19 protein-coding genes are annotated in these 20,154 nt (G+C 73.3%); 7 read left to right on the forward strand and 12 right to left on the reverse strand.

The features are described 5' to 3' along the window. Nucleotides 1-50: 50 nt before the first annotated feature. From BIV23_RS42670 to BIV23_RS42690, 5 genes are all read right to left on the reverse strand, one after another. Nucleotides 51-1,019, reverse strand: coding sequence for an SGNH/GDSL hydrolase family protein (locus BIV23_RS42670; RefSeq protein WP_079173768.1), 969 nt, complete (start codon nucleotides 1,017-1,019; stop codon nucleotides 51-53). Next, nucleotides 1,016-2,191 (reverse strand): glycosyltransferase, encoded by a 1,176-nt coding sequence (locus BIV23_RS42675; protein ID WP_071386378.1) that lies wholly within the window; start codon nucleotides 2,189-2,191, stop codon nucleotides 1,016-1,018. Before BIV23_RS42675 ends, BIV23_RS42670 begins: the two co-directional genes overlap by 4 nt. Further along, on the reverse strand, nucleotides 2,188-3,315 hold the full coding sequence (locus BIV23_RS42680) for a glycosyltransferase family 4 protein (RefSeq protein WP_071386379.1): 1,128 nt from the start codon (nucleotides 3,313-3,315) through the stop codon (nucleotides 2,188-2,190). The genes BIV23_RS42675 and BIV23_RS42680 overlap by 4 nt, the downstream gene beginning before the upstream one ends. Nucleotides 3,316-3,503: 188 nt before the next feature. Beyond that, on the reverse strand, nucleotides 3,504-4,922 hold the full coding sequence (locus BIV23_RS42685; RefSeq protein WP_071386380.1) for a hypothetical protein: 1,419 nt from the start codon (nucleotides 4,920-4,922) through the stop codon (nucleotides 3,504-3,506). A 300-nt stretch (nucleotides 4,923-5,222) separates the two neighbouring features. Continuing rightward, entirely contained in the window at nucleotides 5,223-5,615 is a 393-nt protein-coding gene (locus tag BIV23_RS42690; protein ID WP_071386381.1) for an ankyrin repeat domain-containing protein, read from the reverse strand. A 310-nt stretch (nucleotides 5,616-5,925) separates the two neighbouring features. Here BIV23_RS42690 and BIV23_RS42695 point away from each other — a divergent pair, with 310 nt between their 5' ends. Both BIV23_RS42695 and BIV23_RS42700 read left to right on the forward strand, forming a co-directional pair. After that, on the forward strand, nucleotides 5,926-6,120 hold the full coding sequence (locus BIV23_RS42695; RefSeq protein WP_071375079.1) for a hypothetical protein: 195 nt from the start codon (nucleotides 5,926-5,928) through the stop codon (nucleotides 6,118-6,120). Nucleotides 6,121-6,158: 38 nt separating this feature from the next. Next, nucleotides 6,159-7,766: a P-loop NTPase family protein gene (locus BIV23_RS42700; protein ID WP_071386382.1), complete on the forward strand. Its 1,608-nt coding sequence runs from the start codon at nucleotides 6,159-6,161 to the stop codon at nucleotides 7,764-7,766. A gap of 45 nt (nucleotides 7,767-7,811) precedes the next feature. Here the strand turns inward: BIV23_RS42700 and BIV23_RS42705 are convergent, their stop codons facing one another. Further along, nucleotides 7,812-9,320, reverse strand: a complete 1,509-nt coding sequence (locus BIV23_RS42705; RefSeq protein WP_071386383.1) for an SCO1417 family PLP biosynthesis transcription factor — start codon at nucleotides 9,318-9,320, stop codon at nucleotides 7,812-7,814. A 102-nt stretch (nucleotides 9,321-9,422) separates the two neighbouring features. Between BIV23_RS42705 and yczE the strand changes: the two genes are divergently transcribed. The 4 genes from yczE (at nucleotide 9,423) to BIV23_RS42725 (ending at nucleotide 12,904) form a co-directional block, all read left to right on the forward strand. Further along, on the forward strand, nucleotides 9,423-10,076 hold the full coding sequence (yczE, locus tag BIV23_RS42710) for a membrane protein YczE (protein WP_071386384.1): 654 nt from the start codon (nucleotides 9,423-9,425) through the stop codon (nucleotides 10,074-10,076). Then, nucleotides 10,073-10,849 carry a glycerophosphodiester phosphodiesterase family protein gene (locus BIV23_RS42715; protein WP_071386385.1) on the forward strand — a complete coding sequence of 259 codons (777 nt, stop codon included), beginning with the start codon at nucleotides 10,073-10,075 and terminating at the stop codon, nucleotides 10,847-10,849. Before yczE ends, BIV23_RS42715 begins: the two co-directional genes overlap by 4 nt. A 55-nt stretch (nucleotides 10,850-10,904) precedes the next feature. Beyond that, on the forward strand, nucleotides 10,905-12,251 hold the full coding sequence (locus tag BIV23_RS42720) for an MFS transporter (RefSeq protein ID WP_071386386.1): 1,347 nt from the start codon (nucleotides 10,905-10,907) through the stop codon (nucleotides 12,249-12,251). 278 nt (nucleotides 12,252-12,529) lie between these two features. Continuing rightward, the gene (locus tag BIV23_RS42725) at nucleotides 12,530-12,904 is read left to right on the forward strand and encodes an RNA polymerase-binding protein RbpA (protein ID WP_003977404.1); all 375 of its coding nucleotides are present in this window, start codon (nucleotides 12,530-12,532) and stop codon (nucleotides 12,902-12,904) included. 82 nt (nucleotides 12,905-12,986) lie between these two features. Here BIV23_RS42725 and fxsA read toward each other — a convergent pair whose 3' ends face one another. From fxsA to BIV23_RS42745, 4 genes are all read right to left on the reverse strand, one after another. Next, nucleotides 12,987-13,550, reverse strand: coding sequence for an FxsA family membrane protein (gene fxsA / locus BIV23_RS42730; RefSeq protein WP_071386387.1), 564 nt, complete (start codon nucleotides 13,548-13,550; stop codon nucleotides 12,987-12,989). 88 nt (nucleotides 13,551-13,638) lie between these two features. Next, the gene (locus tag BIV23_RS42735; RefSeq protein WP_071375086.1) at nucleotides 13,639-14,427 is read right to left on the reverse strand and encodes a polyprenol monophosphomannose synthase; all 789 of its coding nucleotides are present in this window, start codon (nucleotides 14,425-14,427) and stop codon (nucleotides 13,639-13,641) included. A 589-nt stretch (nucleotides 14,428-15,016) separates the two neighbouring features. Next, entirely contained in the window at nucleotides 15,017-16,633 is a 1,617-nt protein-coding gene (locus tag BIV23_RS42740) for an amidohydrolase (protein WP_071386388.1), read from the reverse strand. Nucleotides 16,634-16,703: 70 nt separating this feature from the next. Beyond that, nucleotides 16,704-17,144, reverse strand: coding sequence for an Lrp/AsnC family transcriptional regulator (locus BIV23_RS42745; RefSeq protein ID WP_067046457.1), 441 nt, complete (start codon nucleotides 17,142-17,144; stop codon nucleotides 16,704-16,706). Nucleotides 17,145-17,388: 244 nt separating this feature from the next. On the opposite strand from BIV23_RS42745, the gene BIV23_RS42750 reads away from it, so the two are divergent. Beyond that, nucleotides 17,389-17,823, forward strand: a complete 435-nt coding sequence (locus tag BIV23_RS42750) for a hypothetical protein (protein WP_071386389.1) — start codon at nucleotides 17,389-17,391, stop codon at nucleotides 17,821-17,823. A 30-nt stretch (nucleotides 17,824-17,853) separates the two neighbouring features. On the opposite strand, the gene BIV23_RS42755 is transcribed toward BIV23_RS42750, so the two are convergent. Together BIV23_RS42755 and BIV23_RS42760 are read right to left on the reverse strand one after the other, a co-directional pair. Next, a complete protein-coding gene (locus tag BIV23_RS42755) occupies nucleotides 17,854-18,936 on the reverse strand; it encodes a phosphotransferase family protein (RefSeq protein ID WP_071386390.1) in 1,083 nt (360 codons plus the stop codon). A 14-nt stretch (nucleotides 18,937-18,950) separates the two neighbouring features. Then, nucleotides 18,951-20,051 carry an Rv3169 family protein gene (locus tag BIV23_RS42760; RefSeq protein ID WP_071386407.1) on the reverse strand — a complete coding sequence of 367 codons (1,101 nt, stop codon included), beginning with the start codon at nucleotides 20,049-20,051 and terminating at the stop codon, nucleotides 18,951-18,953. Nucleotides 20,052-20,154 lie beyond the last annotated feature (103 nt).

Below are 20,154 nucleotides of genomic sequence, written 5' to 3' on the forward strand. Positions count from 1 at the left end.
AGACAACATGGGCATTGTCGGATCGTTGAACGATACGTGGTCGACCGCGTCTAACCGACCCCGTTCGCCGCCACCTCCGCGTCCTCCCGGTGGGACGCCGGCGTCGACGTCCCCGCGCGGTGGCCTGCACCGCCGGGCGCTCCGGCGCGGTTCACGACGATACGGCGCAGCTGTGCCCCGTCGGCGGCGCCGGTGCGCTCCGGCAGGGCGGCCAGGGCCGCGGACACCTCCGCCGACGTGTTCCGGTCGAGCCGGGCGCTGGTCCCGCGGGCCTGGTGGCGCACCTCGTCGGCGGCGAGACGCAGCAGCTGGGGCAGCAGGTCCTTGCACCGCCGCACCACCCACCCGGTACCGGCGGTGGCCAGCCACAGCAGGCTCGCCGCGCGAGTCGGCGCGGGGAACTCCGGCTCGGGCGAGGGAGGTTGACCGCTCGCCCGGCCCACCTCGGCGAGCAGGGCGTGGAAGCGGGCGGCGAACTGCCGGTGCCCGCGCTCGCTCGGGTGCAGCCGGTCCGCGCTCCACAGGGCCCGGTCGGTGATCCAGGTGCCGCCCGTCGCGTGCAGGTGGACGGCGCCGTAACGCTCGGACAAGGTGTGCACGACGGTGTTGACCGCGCGCTGCCGGCGGGCCAGCGGGCGGGCGAGGGCGCCGGGGAGCCCCAGCATCGCGCCGGGGTCGGGCAGGCAGGCGGTGAGCAGGGTGGCGCCCTGCCGGGTGAGGGCGGCGTAGGCCTCGTCGAGGCGGGCGGCCACCGCGCGGATGTCGAAGGTGTGGCGCAGCGTGTCGTTGACGCCGATGACCACGCAGGCCACGTCCGGGCGCAGCGCGAGGGCGGCCGGGAGCTGCCGCTCCCCCACGTCCCGGGTCTGCGCCCCGCTGACGGCGAGGTTGGTGAATTCCACCTCCCCCGCGAGGGACGGCGCCAGCAGCGCGGCCCAGCCCCGCCAGCCGGTGCCGACGGGGTCGCCCACGCCCTCGGTCAGCGAGTCACCGAGGGCGACGAAGCGGACGGCTCTCATGCCACACCCTCCGGGACGGCGCCGCGCCGGGGCGCGGTCACCGGGGCGTCGTGCGCGGCGAGGAACGCCTCCACGGCCGTACCCCACCCGAAGCACTCGGCACGCGCGCGTGCCGTTTCGCGGCGCTCGCGTTCGCCGCGTTCCAGGAGCATGTCGACGGCGTCCGCGAAGGCCTCGCCGTGGTCGGCCGCGGTCGCGCCCGCGGACCCGATCACCTCGGGCAGCGCCGAGGAGGCGCTCGCCACGACGGGCGTGCCGCAGGCCATGGCCTCCAGTGCGGCCAGCCCGAAGGTTTCGGCGGGCCCGGGGGCGAGGGCTATGTCGGCGGACGCCTGGAGCGCCCCGAGCAGGGTCCGGTCGGATACGTGGCCCAGGAAGGTGACCGGCAGCCCGCGCTCCCGCGCGCGCTGCTCCAGCCGGGCCTTGAGCGGTCCGTCCCCGGCGACCACGAGCACGGTCTTCCGGCCGCGCCGCAGCAGCGCCTCCAGGGCGTCGAGGGCGGTGCCGGGACGCTTCTCGACGGAGAGCCGCGAGCACATCACGAGCAGCGCCTCGTCCCCGCGCGCGTGGCGCTCGCGCAGGGCGGGGTCGCGCAGCGCGGGGTGGCGTTGCATCAGGTCGACCCCCAGGGGGGCGCGTACAACGTTGCGCGCGCCGATGCGGACGAACTCGCGCTCGGCGAACTCCGTGGTGCACACCACCCGCGAGTAGACGTGCGCGGTGCGGGTGTTGAGGGCGTCGGCGGCCCTGCAGGAGAGGTTCTCGGACAGGCCCCAGGTGCGCAGCACGCCGTCGGCGGTCTCGTGGGAGACCATCACGGCGGGCACGCGCGCGCGTCGGGCCCAGCGGCCGGTCCAGCGCAGGGTGGTCCGGTCGGAGACCTCCAGCCGGTCCGGGGCCAGCTCCTCCAGGACGGCGGCCACGCGCCGCTTGTCGGTGAGGACGCGGTAACCGCCGGTGCCGGGCAGCAGCGGGCCGGGCAGGGTGATGACGCGGCCCTGCTCGGTGTCCTGGTCGGTGTGGCGTTCGCCGGGCACGATCAGCACCGGTTCGTGGCCGGCCGCGCGAAAGCCCTTGCCGAGTTCGCGCAGGGCGGTGCGCAGGCCGCCGGAGGCGGGGGCGACGAAGTTGGCGAGGCGCACGATGCGCAGGGAGGAGCCGGTGCCGGTCATGCCGCCACCGCCGTCTTCCGGGCCGCGAGGACGTCGCCGTAGTGGCCGATCAGCTGGTCGCCGACGGCGGCCCAGGTGCGGCCCTCGACCATGGTGCGGGCGGCGAGGCCGTAGGCGATCCGGCGGTCGGGGTCGGTGACCAGGGTGCACACGGCCTCGGTCAGGGCGGCGGCGTCGAGCGCGGGGACGAGTAGTCCGGTGCGCTCGTGGGCGACCAGGTCGAGCGGGCCGCCCGCGGCGGGCGCGACGACCGGGACGCCGCTGGCCATGGCCTCCTGGACGGTCTGGCAGAACGTCTCGAAGGGGCCGGTGTGCGCGAACACGTCCATCGAGGCGAAGATCCTCGCGAGGTCGTGGCCGGTGCGGCGGCCGAGGAAGGCGGCGCCGGGCAGCGCCTCGGTGAGGTGGACGTGACTCGGCCCGTCACCGACGACCACGACCTTCACGCCCTCCAGCCCGCAGACCCCGGCGAGGAGTTCGACGTGCTTCTCGGGGGCGAGCCGGCCGACGTAGCCGACGATCAGTTCGCCGTGCGGGGCGAGTTCGCGGCGCAGGGCCTCATCCCGGTGTTCTGGCTTGAAACGTACGGTGTCCACACCGCGCGGCCACAGCCGGACCCGGGGAACGCCGTGGGCCTCGAGGTCGGTGAGGGCGGCCCTGGAGGGGGCCAGGGTGCGGTTGGCGGCGGAGTGGACGGAGCGGATCCGCCGCCAGGCGGCCGCTTCCCCGGCGCCCATGTACGTACGCGCGTACCCGGCGAGATCGGTCTGGTAGACGGCGACGGCGGGGATGCCGAGCCGGGCGGCGGCGGCCATGCCGCGGACGCCGAGGACGAAGGGGCTGGCGAGATGGACCAGGTCGGCGCGGTGGTGGAGGAGGGCCGCGGCGAGGCGTCGGCTGGGCAGGGCGACGCGGACCTGGGGGTAGCCGGGCAGGGGGAGGGAAGGGACGCGGACGACCGGGCACGGGGCGTCCGTGTCCGGAGCGCTGCCGGGAGCGGGGGCCGGCGCGACGACGAGCGGGGAGTGACCGCGATCAACGAGGTGCCGGGCGGTCTGGAGCGCGCAGTGGGCCACGCCGTTCACATCGGGGGGAAAGGATTCGGTCACGATGACGACACGCATACGGGTGTTGTCGCCGCGCTGGAAGTGGCCGCGTCAACGTCGATCTTTCCGCTCGGGGAACGTCCTGTGAGCGTTGGGCTGCGCACCCGAGCGGGTCAGACGGCCGTCATGGCCGCCTGACCCGCGGGTCATCCGGTGTTCACCCGGCGGGCGGTCGTCCGCCCGTTCCGTACGCGCGCGTGGGGGGGTCAGCCGCCGGCGGTGTCGGGGCCGAAGCGGCTGCGGACGGCCGTCTGGACCTCTGCCTCTTCGGCCGGATCGGCGGCCAGGCGGCGCAGGCGCTCCACGACCCGGGTGTCGCCGGTCTCGGCGTGCCGGGCGGCGATCTCGCGGGTGGTCTCCTCGCAGTCCCACAGGCATTCGACGGCGAAGCCGGCGGCGAACGAGGGGTCGGTGGCGGCCAGGGCGTGGGCGGCGCGGCCGCGCAGGTGGGAGGAGGCCGTCTCGCGGTAGACGTGCCGCAGGACGGGGGCGGCGCAGGCGATGCCGAGGCGTCCGGCGCCGTCGACGAGGGTCCACAGGGTCGGCGCGTCGGGGCCCTCGCCGCGTACGGCCTCGCGCAGGGCGCCGAGGACCAGGTCCTTGTCGCGCGCGCCGCCCCGGCAGGCGAGCATGCGGCCCGCGGCGGCGCCGAGGGGGTCGGGGCGCTGGGCCCAGCGGCGGGCACGGTCGACGGCGGCGACGCTGCGCATGCGTTCGAAGGAGTCGACGGCGGCCTCCACTACGACGGTGGTGCCGTCGGCGACCGCGGCCTCGATCAGATCGAGGGCTTCGGCGTCGTTGCCGTCGGCGAGGTAGCGCAGCGCGGTGCAGCGGGCGCCGTCGGTGCCGGTCCGGGCGGCCTGGACGATCTCCGCGCGGTCCTCGGGGCCGGCCACGGCCACCAGACAGCGGGCGGCCGGCACATGGAGTGCGGCGCCGCGGTCCATGCCCGCCTGCGCCCACTCGAAGACGGCGCGCACGCTCCAGCCCGGCCGGGGACCGGTCGGCTGCATCTGCCGCTGCCAGCGGTCGAAACAGCCGGTCTCCTGCGCGGCACGCACACGCGTGGCGATCGATTCGCGCGGATCCTCCGCCCACAGCCGCCAGGGCCGGGGCTCGAAGGCGTCCCGGACGGCGGCGGCCAGCTCGGCCTCGCCCTCGGGGTCGGTGCCGAAGCGTGCCAGGACGGGGGCGGCGAGGGCGCGCAGGCCCGCGTCGTCGTCCCGCAGGGCCAGCTCGTCCAGGGCCCACGCCCAGCTGCTGCCCGTGGCGGCGTACCGCCGCAGCAGTTCGAGCGCGTCGAGTCTGCCGTAGGAGGCGAGGTGCCCGAGCACGGCGAGGGCGAGACCCGTGCGGGACTCGTCGGTGTCGAGGACGTCCTCGGGGCCGAAGAGGTGGGCCGCGATCGCGTCCAGCTCGCCATTCAGGTCGAGGTACAGGCGCGCGTAGTAGAGCGAGCGGTTCTCCACCTGCCAGTCCTGGCGGGGATCGCGCAGCACGCACTGGTTCAGCGCCGCGAGCGCTTCCGCGCGCGGCGCGGTGAGCGCGTGCAGCGTGCCGTCGCCGCGGCCCCGCTGCAACAGGCCGAGCAGCGTACCGCTCGGCGCTATGAACGGATCGAACATGGGAAACAGCCTCACATCAAGCGTCGACGCAACCGGGGAACACGAACTACCTGGCCGCGTGACACAACGTCGGAGCGCCCGCCGTCTCTTGCTTGCTGTAGACCATTTCTCTCTGCCTCTCGTCGGTGGCCCATGCGGACCGCATCACGGCCCGCGCGGTGCGGCAACACCTGCCCGGCCATCGCGTCCGTGAATCACGTCGTCATGATGACCCGCGGTGTGTGCTGCCGCGACCGTATTTCCGGCGGCCTTGTACCGCCTCCCCCGTTTTGTGTGTCGTGCCTGGTCAGGACATGTACGTCAGAATGCGCCGAACAGTTCCAGGAGTTCCGTCTTGCCGAACATGCGCGCGGTGTCGACGGCGGAGGGCGTGCCCGCGGCGGGATCGGCCCCGCCCGCCAGGAGCGCCTTGATGACCTCGGTCTCGCCCTTGAAGACGGCTCCCGCGAGCGGGGTCTGCCCCCGGTCGTTGACGTGGTCCGCCGCCGCGCCGCGCACGAGCAGTTCACGCACCGTCTCCGCGTGGCCGTGGTAAGCGGCGAGCATCACCAGGGAGTCGCCTCGGTCATTGGTGAGGTCGGCCGGAACACCCGCGTCGACGTACGCCGCGAGCGCCTCGGTCTGCCCCTGCCGGGCCAGATCGAAGATCTTGGTCGCCAGCTCCACGACCTCGGGGTCGGGGGCTTCGCTCATCGGCCGGACCGCCTCTCCTGGAAACTTCGGTGATGTGCAGGGAGCGTACGGCAGCGAGTGGAACACGGCCGTACGAGTGAATCGTCAGCGTACTGGCTCGCGGGGCACATGACCCGATGTGCCCGGGGTGAAGATCGCGTTCACACCCCCACTCGGAGCATCGGCCCCGGCCGACCGGGCGGAACCCGCTCCGTCAACCGAGGGAAATCAATCTGATTTCACTCATTTGCACCTTTTATCATATGGACACATTCTGTGATCCTGGAACAACTCATGGTGACTGTCCCCTCTCGACACCAGGAGGCCTCAAATGGTCTTTTCCATGTCCGGCGTCATCATTCTCGGCGTGGTCGTCTTCCTGTTCTTCCGCAAGGACGGACTGAAGGGCACACACGCCACCGTGACGACCCTGTTCGGCTTCTATCTCGCCAGCACGGGCATCGCCCCGAGCATCAAGGCCGGCGGCGAGAGCCTGGCGAGCCTCCTCGGCGGCATCAAGTTCTGACCCATCCCGTGTCCCGCCCGCACCATCAGGAGACAGCAGTGGCCCGGCGCCCTCTCCCCCGCATCCTGAGCAAGGACAGCGCCCAGATCGCCCGGATGCAGCTCGCCCGGAGCCGGGAGCTGGCCCGGACGGCGGCCGACAGTGCCACCGACGTCCTCCACCCGCTGATCACCGTCACGCGCGGGATGCGCCGGCTGGCCACGGCCGGCCAGCGCAAGTGGGCGGACACGCCCGAGGACAGGCGCGGGCCACTGCTGTTCCTGGTGGCAGCCGTGGTCCTGGTCGTGGCGCTGGCGCCGTACGGCCCGCTGCTCGCCGTCGTGTCCGTGACGGCGGCAGCGGCCTGGCACGGCCGCGACCGCACCGAGCCCGTCCCCGAAGGGCCGGACGAGTCCCATATCGAGCGGCTCCAGTCCCTCTACGAGGCCCTGGTGCCGTACTTCACCGACCCCGAGGACCCCGCCCCGCTGTACACGCACGGCGGGGAGTGGGAAAAGGCCTTCGCAGAGCACGAGTTCGACGACGACGGCCGCGTCGGCCACCTCGTGCTCCGCTACCCCGCCTACTTCCCGGACGGCGAGCCCGAGGCCCGCGCGCGGATCGAGCACCTGCTCACCGCGAAGGCCGGACGTGGCCGCGAATACCGCTTCGGGTGGGACGAGGAGGGCAACCAGCTCACCGTCACCGTCCTCGACCCGCTGCCCACCGACATCGCCGCCCAGCACTTCGTCACCGCGCCGGGCGAGACCGTGCTGGGCTTCACCGACCCGGGCGAGGTCCAGCGCACGCTTCCCCTCACCCACGGCGACGAACAGATCGACGTCCCGCCGGTCGTCTGGCGCACCGGCGTGCGCTCCACCGAGCCGCACCTGCTGGCCGTGGGCCGGCCGGGCAGCGGCGCGTCGACCCTGCTGCGCTCCCTCGCGCTCCAGGCGCTGCGGTACGGCGACGTTCTGATCGTCGACGGCGGCGGCACCGGCGAGTACACGTGCCTGACCGGCCGGGACGGCGTCCTGGCCGTGGAGTGCGCGCTGCCCGGCGCCCTGGCGAGCCTGGAGTGGGCCGCGCAGGAGACCGAACGCCGGCTCATCACCATCAACCTGGCCCGGCAGGCGGGCGACCCGCCGCCGGCGGACACCCGCCGCCCGCTGTGGATCCTCCTCGACCGCCCGGCCGTCCTCGCCCACCTCGCCGCCTCGGAGGACCGCCCGGACCCGCAGGACCTGCTCCAGGTCCCACTGCGGCACGGCCGTGCGGCGAGCGTGACCGTCGTGGTGGCCGAGCAGTTCGACGGCGCGGAGGCGCTGAGCGACGTGGTGCGGCAGCACACGCACGCGCGTGTCGTCCTCGGTCCCACCACACCCCGTCAGGTGGAAGCGGTCCTCGGCGCTCCGCCGCACACCACACCGCCGAGCCACGTCCCGCCCGGCCGCGGCTACGCCCGCCTGGGCTGCGGCCCGGTGCACCGCCTCCAGGTGCCGCGCACCCCGGACCCGTACGACGACGCCACGAGCGACGCCGACAGCGCGGCGGTGCTGGACCTGCTGCCGCCCCGGACCGCGGTGGTGGAGGCCCAGCCGCCGGAACCGCCGGATCTGACGAAGCCCGCGGCGAGCGCCGAGGCCATGAGGGCGGAGACCGCGTAGGGGATCCCGCGATCAGCACCGCCCCGCAAAGCCGCCCAGGAGGCGTCAGGCCACGAACGTCCGCGGCGCCTCCACGCCCCCCGTCGCCCCCGTCTCCACCAGCCGGGCCGCGGCCGCCAGCCGTACCGCCGCCTCCTCCGCCACCGCTCCCCCGACGGTGAACGGCAGCCGCACATAGCCCTCGAACGCGCCGTCCACGCCGAAGCGGGGGCCGGAGGGGACACGGACTCCGGTGCGCTCGCCCGCCTCGGCGAGCCGGGAACCGGACAGACCGCCCGCGCGGACCCACAGGGTCAGACCGCCCTGCGGCACCTCGAACTCCCAGGTGGGCAGTTCACGCCGGATCGCCGACACCAGCGCGTCCCGGTTCTCCCGGGCCTGAGCGCGGCGCAGGTCCACCGCCTGCTCCCAACCCCCGGCGCTGAAGAGCCAGTTGACGGCGAGCTGTTCCAGCACCGGGGTGCCGAGGTCGGCGTACGCCCGGGCGGCGACCAGGCTGCGGATCACGTCCGGCGCCGCCCGCACCCAGCCGATGCGCATGCCCGCCCAGAACGCCTTGCTGGCCGAGCCGACCGTGATCACCGTGGAACCCGCCGGGTCGAACCCGCACACCGGGCGGGGCATGTCCGCCACGCCCAGGCCCTCGTCCAGCCACAGTTCGGTCATCGTCTCGTCCACGACGAGCACGGTGCCGGCCGAGCGTGCCGCGTCCACCAGCCGGCGCCGCTGGTCCTCGTCGGCGAGCGCGCCGGTGGGGTTGTGGAAGTCGGCGACCACGTAGGCGAGGCGCGGCGCGGCCTCGCGCAGCACCTGGCGCCAGCGGTCCATGTCCCAGCCCGACAGGCCCTCGGCCATGGCGACCGGGACCAGGCGCGCGCCGGTCTCGCGCATCAGCTGGAGGATGTTGGCGTAGGACGGGGACTCCACCGCGATGCGCTCGCCGCGGCCCGCGAAGAGATGGCAGATCGCGTCGATGGCGCCCATCGCGCCCGTCGTCACCATGATCTGCTCGGGCATGGTGGGGATCCCGCGCGCGGTGTAGCGCTCGGCGATCATCTCGCGCAGCGCGGGCAGCCCGGCCGGATAGTCGCCGTGCGTGTGGGCGTACGGCGGCAGTTCCTCCAGGGCGCCCTGCACGGCGCGGGTCAGCCAGGGCTCGGGGGCCGGGAGCGAGGCGCAGCCCAGATCGATCACCGAGCCCAGCGCCTCCGGGGGCAGGGGTTCGAGGCCGCGGGCCGGAATCGGGTTCCCGGCCGGCACGGCGGTCCAGCTGCCGGCGCCGCGCCGCGACTCCAGGAAGCCCTCGCTGCGCAGCGCCTCGTACGCGGCCGCGACGGTGGTACGGCTCACGGACAGGGCGAGGGCGAGTTCGCGTTCGGCGGGGAGGCGGGCGGCGACCGGCACGCGCCCTTCGAGCACCAGCAGCCGGATGCCGTCGGCCAGGGCGCGGTACGCGGGCGGGCGGCGGGCGCCCGGACCGGCCGGGCGCTCCTGTTGGGAGTTGAGGAGCCGGGCGAGTTGCGCGGCGCCCATCGCAGAGGTCCACTGCGCCATGAAGATCAGTCCACCTTCCCCGAATTGGCCATGGATGACTCGTCATCCCAAGCCACAGAGTGACATGCGTCAGGCCACTGCCACCACCCAGGGGGGTATTTCGTGTCCACTCCCGACCGTCTCGTACGGCGGTTGATCCAGTTGTACGCCGGCCTCGCGCTCTACGGCGCGAGTTCCGCGCTGCTCGTGACAGCGGGGCTCGGCCTGGAGCCCTGGGGCGTTCTGCACCAGGGGCTCGCGAAGCTGACCGGGCTGACCATCGGCGTGGTGTCGATCATCGTGGGCGCGGCGGTGCTGCTGCTGTGGATCCCGCTGCGCCAGCGCCCGGGACTCGGCACGGTCTCCAACGTCTTCGCCATCGGCCTCGCCATGGACGGCACGCTCGCGCTGATCCCCGACCCGCGCTCCCTCGCCGTACGGATCCCCCTGATGCTCGCGGGGATCGCGCTGAACGGCGCCGCGACCGGCCTGTACATCTCCGCGCGCTTCGGCCCCGGTCCCCGCGACGGCCTGATGACCGGGCTGCACCGGCGCACCGGCCGCTCGATCCGGCTGGTGCGGACGACGATCGAGGTGGCGGTGGTGGTCACCGGCTTCCTCCTGGGCGGCACGATCGGCGTGGGCACCGTGCTGTACGCGGTGGCCATCGGCCCGCTCGCCCAGCTCTTCCTGCGGGTGTTCGCCATCCCGGCGGAGTCGGCACGCAGCACGGTCGTTGCCGAAGCGACACCGGAACGAGTGATACTGCGTCCGTGAGCCTCACGACACCGGCCAAGCGCCATCCGTACCTCGACCACCCCGGCCCCATCCCCTTCGCCCACCGGGGCGGGGCCGCCGACGGCATCGAGAACACCGTGGCGCAGTTCCGCCGCGCGGTGGAGATGGGCTATCGGTACATCGAGACCGATGTGCACGCCACGGCGGACGGCCGCCTCGTCGCCTTCCACGACTCGACCCTGGACCGGGTGTCCGACGGGGCGGGCCGGATCGCGGACCTGCCGTGGGAGGACGTGCGGCACGCGCGCGTGGGCGGGCGTGAACCGGTGCCGCTGTTCGAGGAGTTGCTGGACACCTTCCCCGAGGTCCGCTGGAACGTCGACGTCAAGGCGGAGCCCGCCCTGCGGCCGCTGCTGGACCTGATCGAGCGCACGGACGCCTGGGACCGGGTCTGCGTCGGCTCCTTCTCCGAGGCACGGGTGCTGCGCGCCCAGCGGCTGGCCGGGCCGCGCCTCGCGACCTCGTTCGGCACGCGCGGGGTGCTCAGCCTGCGGCTGCGCTCGTGGGGTCTGCCGGCCGCCGTGCGCCGCTCCGCCGTCGCCGCCCAGGTGCCCGAGGCGCAGTCGGGCGTACCGGTGGTCGACCAGCGCTTCGTGCGCGCCGCCCACGCGCGCGGACTGCACGTGCACGTGTGGACGGTCAACGAACCGGAACGCATGCACCGGCTCCTGGACCTCGGTGTCGATGGCATCATGACCGATCACATCGACACATTGCGCAAGGTCATGGAGGACCGCGGCGTCTGGGCCTGACCGGCTCCGCGGCGGCCCGAGCCTTCGCAGTTCAGCGGGGAAAGCGAGGGCACGGGTGGAAACCGACACCGTGCGCACACGGGCTGCGGACGAGACCGCCGCCCTCCGGCGCGAGCAACGCGGCTGGTACTTCTACGACTGGGCCTGCTCGGTCTACTCGACGAGCGTCCTGACGGTGTTCCTGGGGCCCTACCTCACCTCGGTCGCCGAGCGGGCCGCGGACTCCGGCGGCTACGTGCATCCGCTGGGCGTGCCGGTCCGGGCGGGCTCCTTCTTCGCCTACTCGGTGTCCCTCTCGGTGATCGTGGCCGTGGTGCTGATGCCGCTGGTCGGCAGCGCCGCCGACCGCACGGGCCGCAAGAAGCCCCTGCTCGCCGCGGCGGCGTACACCGGGGCGGCCGCGACCACGGGCATGTTCTTCCTCGACGGGAACCGGTATCTGCTCGGCGGGGTGCTCCTCGTCGTGGCCAACGCGGCGCAGTCCGTCGGGATGATGCTCTACAACTCGTACCTGCCGCAGATCGCCCCGCCCGAGGAACGCGACGCGATCTCCTCACGGGGCTGGGCCTTCGGCTACGCGGCGGGCTCCACGGTCCTCGTCGCCAACCTGGTGCTGTACTCGGCACACGGCTCCTTCGGGCTGTCCCAGACGGAGGCGGTACGGATCTGCCTGGCCGCGGCGGGCCTGTGGTGGGGCGCGTTCACGCTCGTACCCCTGAGCCGGCTGCGCGACCGGCACACGCGCGTGGAGCGCACCACGGCACCCGGGCTGCGCCAGCTCGCGGCGACGGTCCGGGACATGCGCCGGCATCCGCTGACGCTGTCGTTCCTGCTGGCGTACCTGATCTACAACGACGGCATCCAGACGGTGATCTCCCAGGCCTCGGTCTACGGCTCGCAGGAGCTGGGGCTCGGGCAGTCGACGCTCATCGTGGCGGTGCTGCTGGTGCAGGTGCTGGCCGTGGCCGGGGCGCTGGCAATGGGGCGGCTGGCGCGGACGTACGGCGCGCAGCGCACGATCCTGGGCTCGCTGGTGGCCTGGACACTCACGCTGGCAGCCGGCTACTTCCTGCCCGCGAAGGCGCCGGTGTTCTTCTTCGTGCTGGCCTCCGGGATCGGCCTGGTCCTCGGCGGCAGCCAGGCGCTGTCCCGCTCGCTGTTCTCCCATCTCGTGCCGCCCGGCAAGGAGGCCGAGTACTTCTCGGCGTACGAGATGAGCGACCGCGGGATGAGCTGGCTCGGGCCGCTGCTGTTCGGCGTGACGTACCAGATGACCGGCAGCTATCGCTCCGCGATCATCTCACTGGTGGCCTTCTTCGTGATCGGTTTCGCCCTGCTCGCCCGGGTTCCGGTGCGGCGGGCGATCGCCGAGGCCGGGAACCCCGTCCCGGAGAAGATCTAACGCGGATTTAGCGCTCAGGGCGAAAGGGCGGTAGTGTACGCGTTTGGCCTGCCAGGCGTACCGTTACTGCGCGTCAAAGATGCCGAAACGCTGGGTGACATCTGCTAGCAGATGTGACAAACCGGGCGCTGGTGGGTACAACAAGGGGCGGCTACGACGGCGACGCATGACCCGGAACGGGACTCGGAACGGGAATCTTTACCGCCGACCGGACGTTGACCGGATGACGACGACAGCGACACCTGTCCTGTGGGCGACAAGCCCGGGAGGCACGATTCATGAGTGAGCGAGCTCTTCGCGGTACGCGCCTCGTGGTGACCAGCTACGAGACGGACCGCGGTATCGACCTGGCCCCGCGCCAGGCCGTGGAGTACGCATGTGAGAAGGGGCACCGCTTCGAGATGCCCTTCTCGGTCGAGGCGGAGATCCCGCCGGAGTGGGAGTGCAAGGTCTGCGGGGCCCAGGCACTCCTCGTCGACGGCGACGGCCCTGAGGAGAAGAAGGCCAAGCCCGCGCGTACCCACTGGGACATGCTGATGGAGCGGCGTACCCGTGAGGAACTCGAAGAGGTCCTCGAGGAGCGCCTGGCGGTTCTGCGCTCGGGGGCGATGAACATCGCGGTTCACCCTCGGGACAGCCGTAAGTCCGCATAACGCAGCAGACGACAAAGCCGCGGGCGCCGTACGTGAATCTCACGTACGGCGCCCGCGGCTTTCGCGTGGGTGCGGGACCGGCTCAGCGCGTCAGGGGCGGGTACTGCTCCCCCGGCTCCGGACGGTGCCCCGGGCCGTCCTCGCGGATGACCTCGCCCTGCACCACCTTGCCGTCGGGCCGGTGCATACGGGCCTGCTGGAAGGCGTCGCCCAGACTGCCCGGGGCCGCGGCACGCAGCCGCTTCTCCAGGGCGCTCTCCGCGAAACGGCTCACGGCCTTCTGGACCGGCGGCAGGAGCAGCAGGAGACCGGCCACGTCGGAGACGAGGCCGGGGATCATCAGCAGCAGACCGCCGAGCATCATCAGTCCGTTGCCGCCGCCGCGCGCCGGGGAACCGCCCTGCTGCAAGGCCTCGTTGAGGCTCTGAAAGGCGCGGCGGCCCGCCCGCTTGATGACCACGGAGCCGCCGACGAGGCCCGCGACGAGCAGCAGGAAGACGGCGAGACCACCGGCCGCGCCCGCGACCAGGGTCAGCAGCCAGATCTCCAGCACCAGCCACGCGGCGACCCCCAGCGGCAGATACCTGCGCAGCCGGGAGCGCCGGGGCCGGGTGGTGTACGCGGAGGTGGGAGCGCCAGTCGTCATGCTCCCAGTGTGCCTGGCGGCCCCTCAGCGCGGGATAAGGGGTCGGTCGGCCCGGGAGGGTGGGCCCGCCCCGGCCGTCCGATACGTGCTAGGCGCGCTTGCCCTTGAGCTTGGCGACACGGTCGCCCGCGCCCCAGGCGGTGACCCGCCACAGCGCTTCGATGAGGATGTTCTTGCTCATCTTGGAGTCGCCGAGTTCGCGCTCGACGAACGTGATCGGGACCTCGACCACGTGGTAGCCGGCCCTGACCGCGCGGCGGGCGAGGTCGACCTGGAAGCAGTAGCCCTGCGAGGCGACCTCGTCCAGGCCCAGGCCCTCGAGCGTCTCGCGCCGGAAGGCCCGGTAGCCGCCGGTGATGTCGCGCAGCGGCAGGTCGAGGGCGATGCGGGAATAAAGGCTGCCGCCGCGCGAGATGAACTCACGGGACTTGGGCCAGTTGACCACCCGGCCGCCGGGCACCCAGCGGGAGCCGAGCACCAGGTCGGCGCTCTTGAGGGCGGTGAGCAGCCGCGGCAGCTCCTCGGGCTGGTGAGAGCCGTCGGCGTCCATCTCGATCAGCACGCCGTAGTCGTGCTCCATGCCCCAGCGAAAGCCCGCGAGGTAGGCGGCGCCGAGGCCTTCCTTGCCCTTGCGGTGCATCACCTGGACGTGGTCGTCCTCGGCGGCCAGTTCGTCGGCGAGCTTGCCGGTGCCGTCGGGACTGTTGTCGTCCGCGATCAGCACGTGCGCCTCGGGGACGGCCTTGCGTACCCGGCCGACGATGGTCTTGATGTTCTCCGCCTCGTTGTAGGTCGGAATGATCACCAAGGCCGTGCCGAGCGGACCGAACTGCCTCCCCTGGGTGTTGGCGTCCAGGGTCCCGTCGCCGTCGTTCACTGCTGCCCCTTCTGGTCGTACGCAGGGGTCCCACCATAGTGGCCGTGGCCTGGCCGGTCGCACCGACATCGTTCGTATCGTGGTGTCGATTCCACAAGAGTGGGGTAAGAACGCGTTTTTCGGCACCTTTACGGTGGGCATTGAGTATCTTTACGCCACCTGTGACCCTTGCGCACCCCTGCGGCCCCCTGCGGATGGAGGCCCGGCGCCCTTCGGGCCGACCTGGGACCCGCTGGCTGCGGATCGACCGAAAGCCGTTGTCTACTGAGCGCCGGGCCCCACCCGGGTCACACCTTGCCGACCGGCCGGAACGTTCCCTCGTCGGCGCGGGCGCTGAGCCTGGCTCCCAGTGACGGTGCCCGGTGCGGCACACCGTCCCTGACCCAGCGGCGCTGCGGCGAGTTGCGTGAACGCTCCCCGGTCGGACGTCCGGTGGTGGACTCGGACGAACCTACCGGCCCGTGGGCGCCGACTGTCAAACACCCCTCGGACCGGCCACGACGGCCGGGGCGCCGGGCCGGCCTGGGAGGATGCGCAGGTCGGGCGGCGCGGCGGAGGCGACCGGCCGGCGCCGCGCCACCCCGGTAGATCACTCGCCCGGCCGTACGAACACCGTTCGTCCGCCCACCACCGTACGCAGGCAGACCGGCAGGTCGCGGCCCGGGGTGAGGTCGGGGAGGCCGGGGGTGCCGGAGCGCGGGTCGGTCGACCAGCGGGCCACCCGGTCGTCAGGAGCCTGGACGACCAGTTCGTCGGTGCGCCAGACGGCGTAGTCGGCGGGGGCACCCGGCACCAGGATCCCCGCGTCGTCCCGCCCCACGGCCCGCCAGCCGCCGCGCGTGTGGGCCGTGAACGCGGCGCGCACGGAGACCCGGTGCTCGGGCGTGCGGTGGAACGCGGCGGCGCGCACGGTGCCCCACGGATCGAGCGGGGTGACCGGGCTGTCGGAGCCGAAGGCGAGCGGCACGCCGGCGCGCAGCAGGGCCGCGAACGGGTTGAGGGTGCGGGCCCGCTCCGCGCCCAGCCGCCGGGCGTACATGCCGTCCTCGCCGCCCCACAGCGCGTCGAAGGCGGGCTGCACGGAGGCGATCAGGCCCAGCTCGGCGAAGCCGGCGACCGTCTCGGGGGTGAGCATCTCGGCGTGTTCGACGCGGTGGCGGGCGGCGCGGACGCGGGCGAGGCCCAGCTTCTCGGCGGCGGCGCGCACGCCCTCCACGACGGCGCTCACGGCGGCGTCGCCGATGGCGTGGAAGCCGGCCTGCAGGCCCGCCTCGGTGCAGGCGACGACATGGGCAGCGACGGCCTCGGCGTCCAGGTAGGCGGTGCCGGTGTGGGCGGCGTCGGCATACGGCTCGTGCAGGCAGGCGGTGTGCGAGCCGAGGGCGCCGTCGGCGAAGAGGTCACCGGCCGCGCCCACGGCGCCCAGTTCGCGCGCCCTGGCCACGCCTTCGTCGGCCCGCTCGGCCCAGTAGCCGACGACCCGCGGACCGGACCCCTCGGCGGCGAGCGCGAGCAGGCCGGTGAAGTCGTCCTCGGAGGAGATCTGCGGCCCGCCGCACTCGTGCACCGTGCCGATGCCGAGCGAGGCCGCGCGGGCCAGGGCGGTGCGCTGGGCCTCGGCACGCTGGGCCGGGGTGACGGCGGCGTACGCGGCCCGGCGTACGGCGTGGTGGTCGTCCTTCGTGAGCGGGGCGTCCGTACGCGGGAGACCGCCGGGGACCAGGTCGAGCAGGGCGGTGGTGACGACCGCGGAGTGGACGTCGATGCGGGAGAGGTACAGCGGACGGCCGCCGGTGGCCTCGTCCAGCTCGGCGCGGGTCGGCGGGCGGCCACCGGGCCAGCGGGCGGCGTCCCAGCCGTGGCCCAGCAGGACGCGGTCGTCCGGGCGGGCGGCGGCGAACTCGCGGACCCGGGCGAGGGCCGCGTCCAGCGAGGGCGCCGCGGACAGGTCGAGGCCGGTCAGGGCGAGGCCGGTGGACGTGGTGTGCACATGGGCGTCGGTGAAGGCGGGGGTGACCAGGGCGCCGTCGAGGTCGACGACCTCGTCCACACCCTCGGCGAAGGCGTCGGCGGCGCCCTCGGAGCCGACCCAGGCGACGTGGCCGGCCTCCACGACCATCGCCGTCGCGAAGGGGTCCGCGGGGCTGTGCACCTCGCCGCGGCGCAGGAGAACGGTCTCGGGGGGCTCGGCGGTGCGCTCACTCATAGCCGACAGTTTCCCTCGCCGCCGCGGCGGCGCCGCACCAGGGGCACGGCCCAGCGCGCCCGCCGAGAAGTCAGATCTTCGGCGGCCTCGCCTCGTACGGCGTCGACAGCACCACGGTCGTACGGGTCGAGACGCCCGCCAGGCTGCGCAGCCTGGCCAGCAGCTCCTCCAGCTCGTGCGGGGTGGCCACGCGGACCTTGAGGATGTAGTTCTCGTCGCCGGCGACGCTGTGGCAGGCCTCGATCTCCGGGACGCCGGCGAGGCGGTCCGCGATGTCGTCGGGGGCGCTGGGGTCGAACGGCTTCACCGAGATGAAGGCGGTGAGCGGCAGTCCGACGGCCTCGGGGTCGACCACCGCGGCATAGCCGCGGATGACGCCCCGCTGTTCGAGCCGCCGCACCCGCTGGTGCACGGCCGACGTGGACAGGCCCGTGGCCTTGCCCAGGTCGGTGTAGCTCATCCGCCCGTCCTTGACGAGCAGCTGCACGATCTGTCGGTCCAGCTCCTCCATGGCGCCAAAACCTACCGTGCGCCTGATCTCCTGGGGTAGCCGAGAGCGCAGGTCATGGCCGGTTCGCGCCGAAAAGCACCGCGAATCGCCCAGCGCGCGCACCTGCACGCGGCATGTGACGAATGACACACGCCTCGAACGGGCTCCGTGATGTTCTCGTGATTACCCCCGGGACCGGACGGGAAGTGCTTGCTGTGGTCGAGGCCGCAGCGCCTTCACGGCCCAGCCTTAGGGGGAGAATCCCATGCAGAGTGCCCATCGCCCTGGTCGCAGCACGTCCAAGCGGCAGCAGCCGGTCGTCGAGCCCGATCCGGAGTACGTCGAATCCGACGCCCCCGACGACGAACCGGACGCCTACGACACCTTCGAGATGTACCGGGTGATCTGCCCGGACTGCGCGCAGCCGATCGCGCTGCTGGCGGACGAGGAGATCCTGCCGGAGCACGCGCTGTGCGCCTCGCCGTGGAACCCGTTCGGGCTCACGGTCTGTGCGGGTACGGGCCGCGCGGCGGCCGAGGCCCGCTCGGCGGACGAGTCCGCCGGGCCGCAGGAGCAGGACACCGCCCTGCTGCTCACGCTGCCCCAGGGTCTGAACTGGCGGACGCAGCCGTTCTCGCACGTCGGCGGCCCGGGCTCGCGCCCGATGCGCATGCCGGAGATGCGCCACCAGGCCGCCTGAGCCCCCGCGGTTCCCGCCGGCCGGACCGGCTCAACTCCCGTACCCGCCCCGCACCATGGCGCGCAGGCTGTCGTGGTGCAGGATCAGTGCGTCCGGGTCCGCCGGCACGGCGGCCTCCCCGAAGTGCACCTGGCGGTAGGCGATGCGCAGCATGACGATCGCGTGCCGCAGGGCGGCGTAGAGGAGGTAGAAGTCCATGTCGCGCGGGGTGTGCCCGGTCAGGCGTGCGTAGCGGGCCTCGACCCGGTCGCGGCGCAGGAGTTCGGGCAGGCCGCGCTGTCCGGAGCCGACCGTGAGGTCGTGGAAGAAGCGGTGCAGATAGACCGTCCAGCCGAGGTCGACCTCGCGCGGGGCGAGCGCCGCCATCTCCCAGTCGAGGACGGCGACGGGGTCGAAGCCGTCGTAGACCACGTTCCCGATGCGCGCGTCGCCCCAGGTGAGCACGGGTGCGCCGGGCTCGCTCGGCCACATGCGGGCCAGCTGGTCGAAGGCGTCCTCGATCAGCGGCGAGCGGGGCAGTCCGTCGACCACCCAGGCGTAGTAGGCGCGTTGGGCCGACACATGGCGGTGCAACGCGTCGCCCTCGCCGGGCAGGGACAGGAAGTCGGCTTCCCCGGCCGGGACTTGGTCGTGCAGCCGGGCCAGCAGACCGATGGTCGCCGCCTCCAGGTGCTCGCGCTCGGCCTCGCCGGCCGCATGCAGCCAACTGCCCTCGTACGTGTACGGCATGACGTCCGGCGGCACCCGGCCCGCCACCCGTTCCATGACGAAGAACGGCGCCCCGAGCGGCTCCGGGTCCTCCTCCAGCCAGAGCACCCGGGGCACGGGCACGTCGGTGCGCTCGGCCACCAGGCGCAGGGTGCGGTACTGGCGGGCCATGTCGTACTCCGGGAAGACGGTGTACGCCGACGGGTCCGCGGCCAGCCGCAACGCGCAGGCCCGCAACGGTGGCCGGGGGTGCGCGATGTCGAACAGCAGGGTCTCGCTGGACATGCCGTTGGAGGCCGGGACGGTGATCCCGGTGGCCTTGGCGCCGGGCAGCCGGGTGCCGAGCCAGGCCGTGAGGCGACGGCCGAGTTCCTCGGGGTCGCGGGTGCTGGTGCGCGGGCGCATTCCGGGCTCCTCCGTCAGGGCGCGACCGAGTCGAAGCCGGTGAATCCGCTCGGGTCGTGCCGGCCGAACGAGCCGTGTTCGAAGATGCCGTACCCGGTCCGTCCGTCGAGCCGGAAGCGGGCGGAGTGGTCGGTGACGCCGTAGGCGGCGAGCGGGTGCGGCGCCGTCATGTCGTACGTGCGGCGCTCGGTCCAGCCCGGTCCGCGCCAGGTGCCATGCTGCCAGTCGTCGGCCGGCGGGTAGCCGGCGCCGACGGCGAGCGGCGAGGAGGCCAGGATCTCGACGTCGAGTTTCCGGGAGCTGCGGGCGTCGCCCAGGTGCACGACCGCACGCCGCGGGTGGCGGGTGCCGGAGCGGTAGCTGATCTCTGCCTGGGGCCAGCCCAGTTGGCGGTCGCGGTGGCCGGGGCGGACGAGGGTCGCGTCGTTGAGGGAGCGGTGGCCGTCGGCGTCCTCCTGGGTGACGACCATCAGGAAGCGGTCCTCGAAGCGGACCGGGCACCAGATCCAGTGGAAGCCCTCGGTGGGGTGGTTCTCGGCGAGCGGTCCGCCGTCCTCGCCCGGGATCGGCCGCACGCCCCAGCTGCGGTCCCGGGTGCCGGTCCAGTCCGCGGCGGTGACCGGGAACTCCTCTCCCCCGGCCCGGATCATGCCCTCGGCGGTGCCGGCCTGCACGAAGCGGCGGCCCTCCAGGGTGAGCCGGTCGCCCCGGCGCTGGAGGTGGTGCGGCTCCCACAGCGCGGGGAAGGCGGCCGTCCAGGTGAGGTCGTACGAGAGCTGCTCGTCCGTGCAGACCAGGCGCAGCCGGCGCAGCGGCTCGGCGACCTCGATGCGCAGCGGGCCGACGGCGAGCCGCATGCGGTCCTCGCCGAGGGCGTCGCAGGCGCGGACGGCGTGCAGGGTGTCGCCGGTGCGCAGGGTGGCGTACGCGTCGATCACGCCGAGGTTGGGGTAGACGCCGAGGCCCAGGACGAGCAGGGCTCGCCCGGCGTGGTCGAAGACGTGGAAGATGCAGCGGTCGTAGGCGTTTCGGTCCCCGGTGGCCACGTGCTTCATGGACAGCGGCACCTGGTGCACGGGGTACTCGTCGAGCGGTACGGGACGGTCGTCGGCCACGGACACCCCCTGGTGGACAGTCCGCTGACGGTACGTCAGATGACGGGAGGTGACCAGAGCGGGAACCGGACGTGCGTGAACTGACGCCCGATTCCACCGGGCG

Origin of the sequence: Streptomyces monashensis (assembly GCF_001866665.1) — a bacterium.
GTDB lineage: Bacteria > Actinomycetota > Actinomycetes > Streptomycetales > Streptomycetaceae > Streptomyces > Streptomyces monashensis.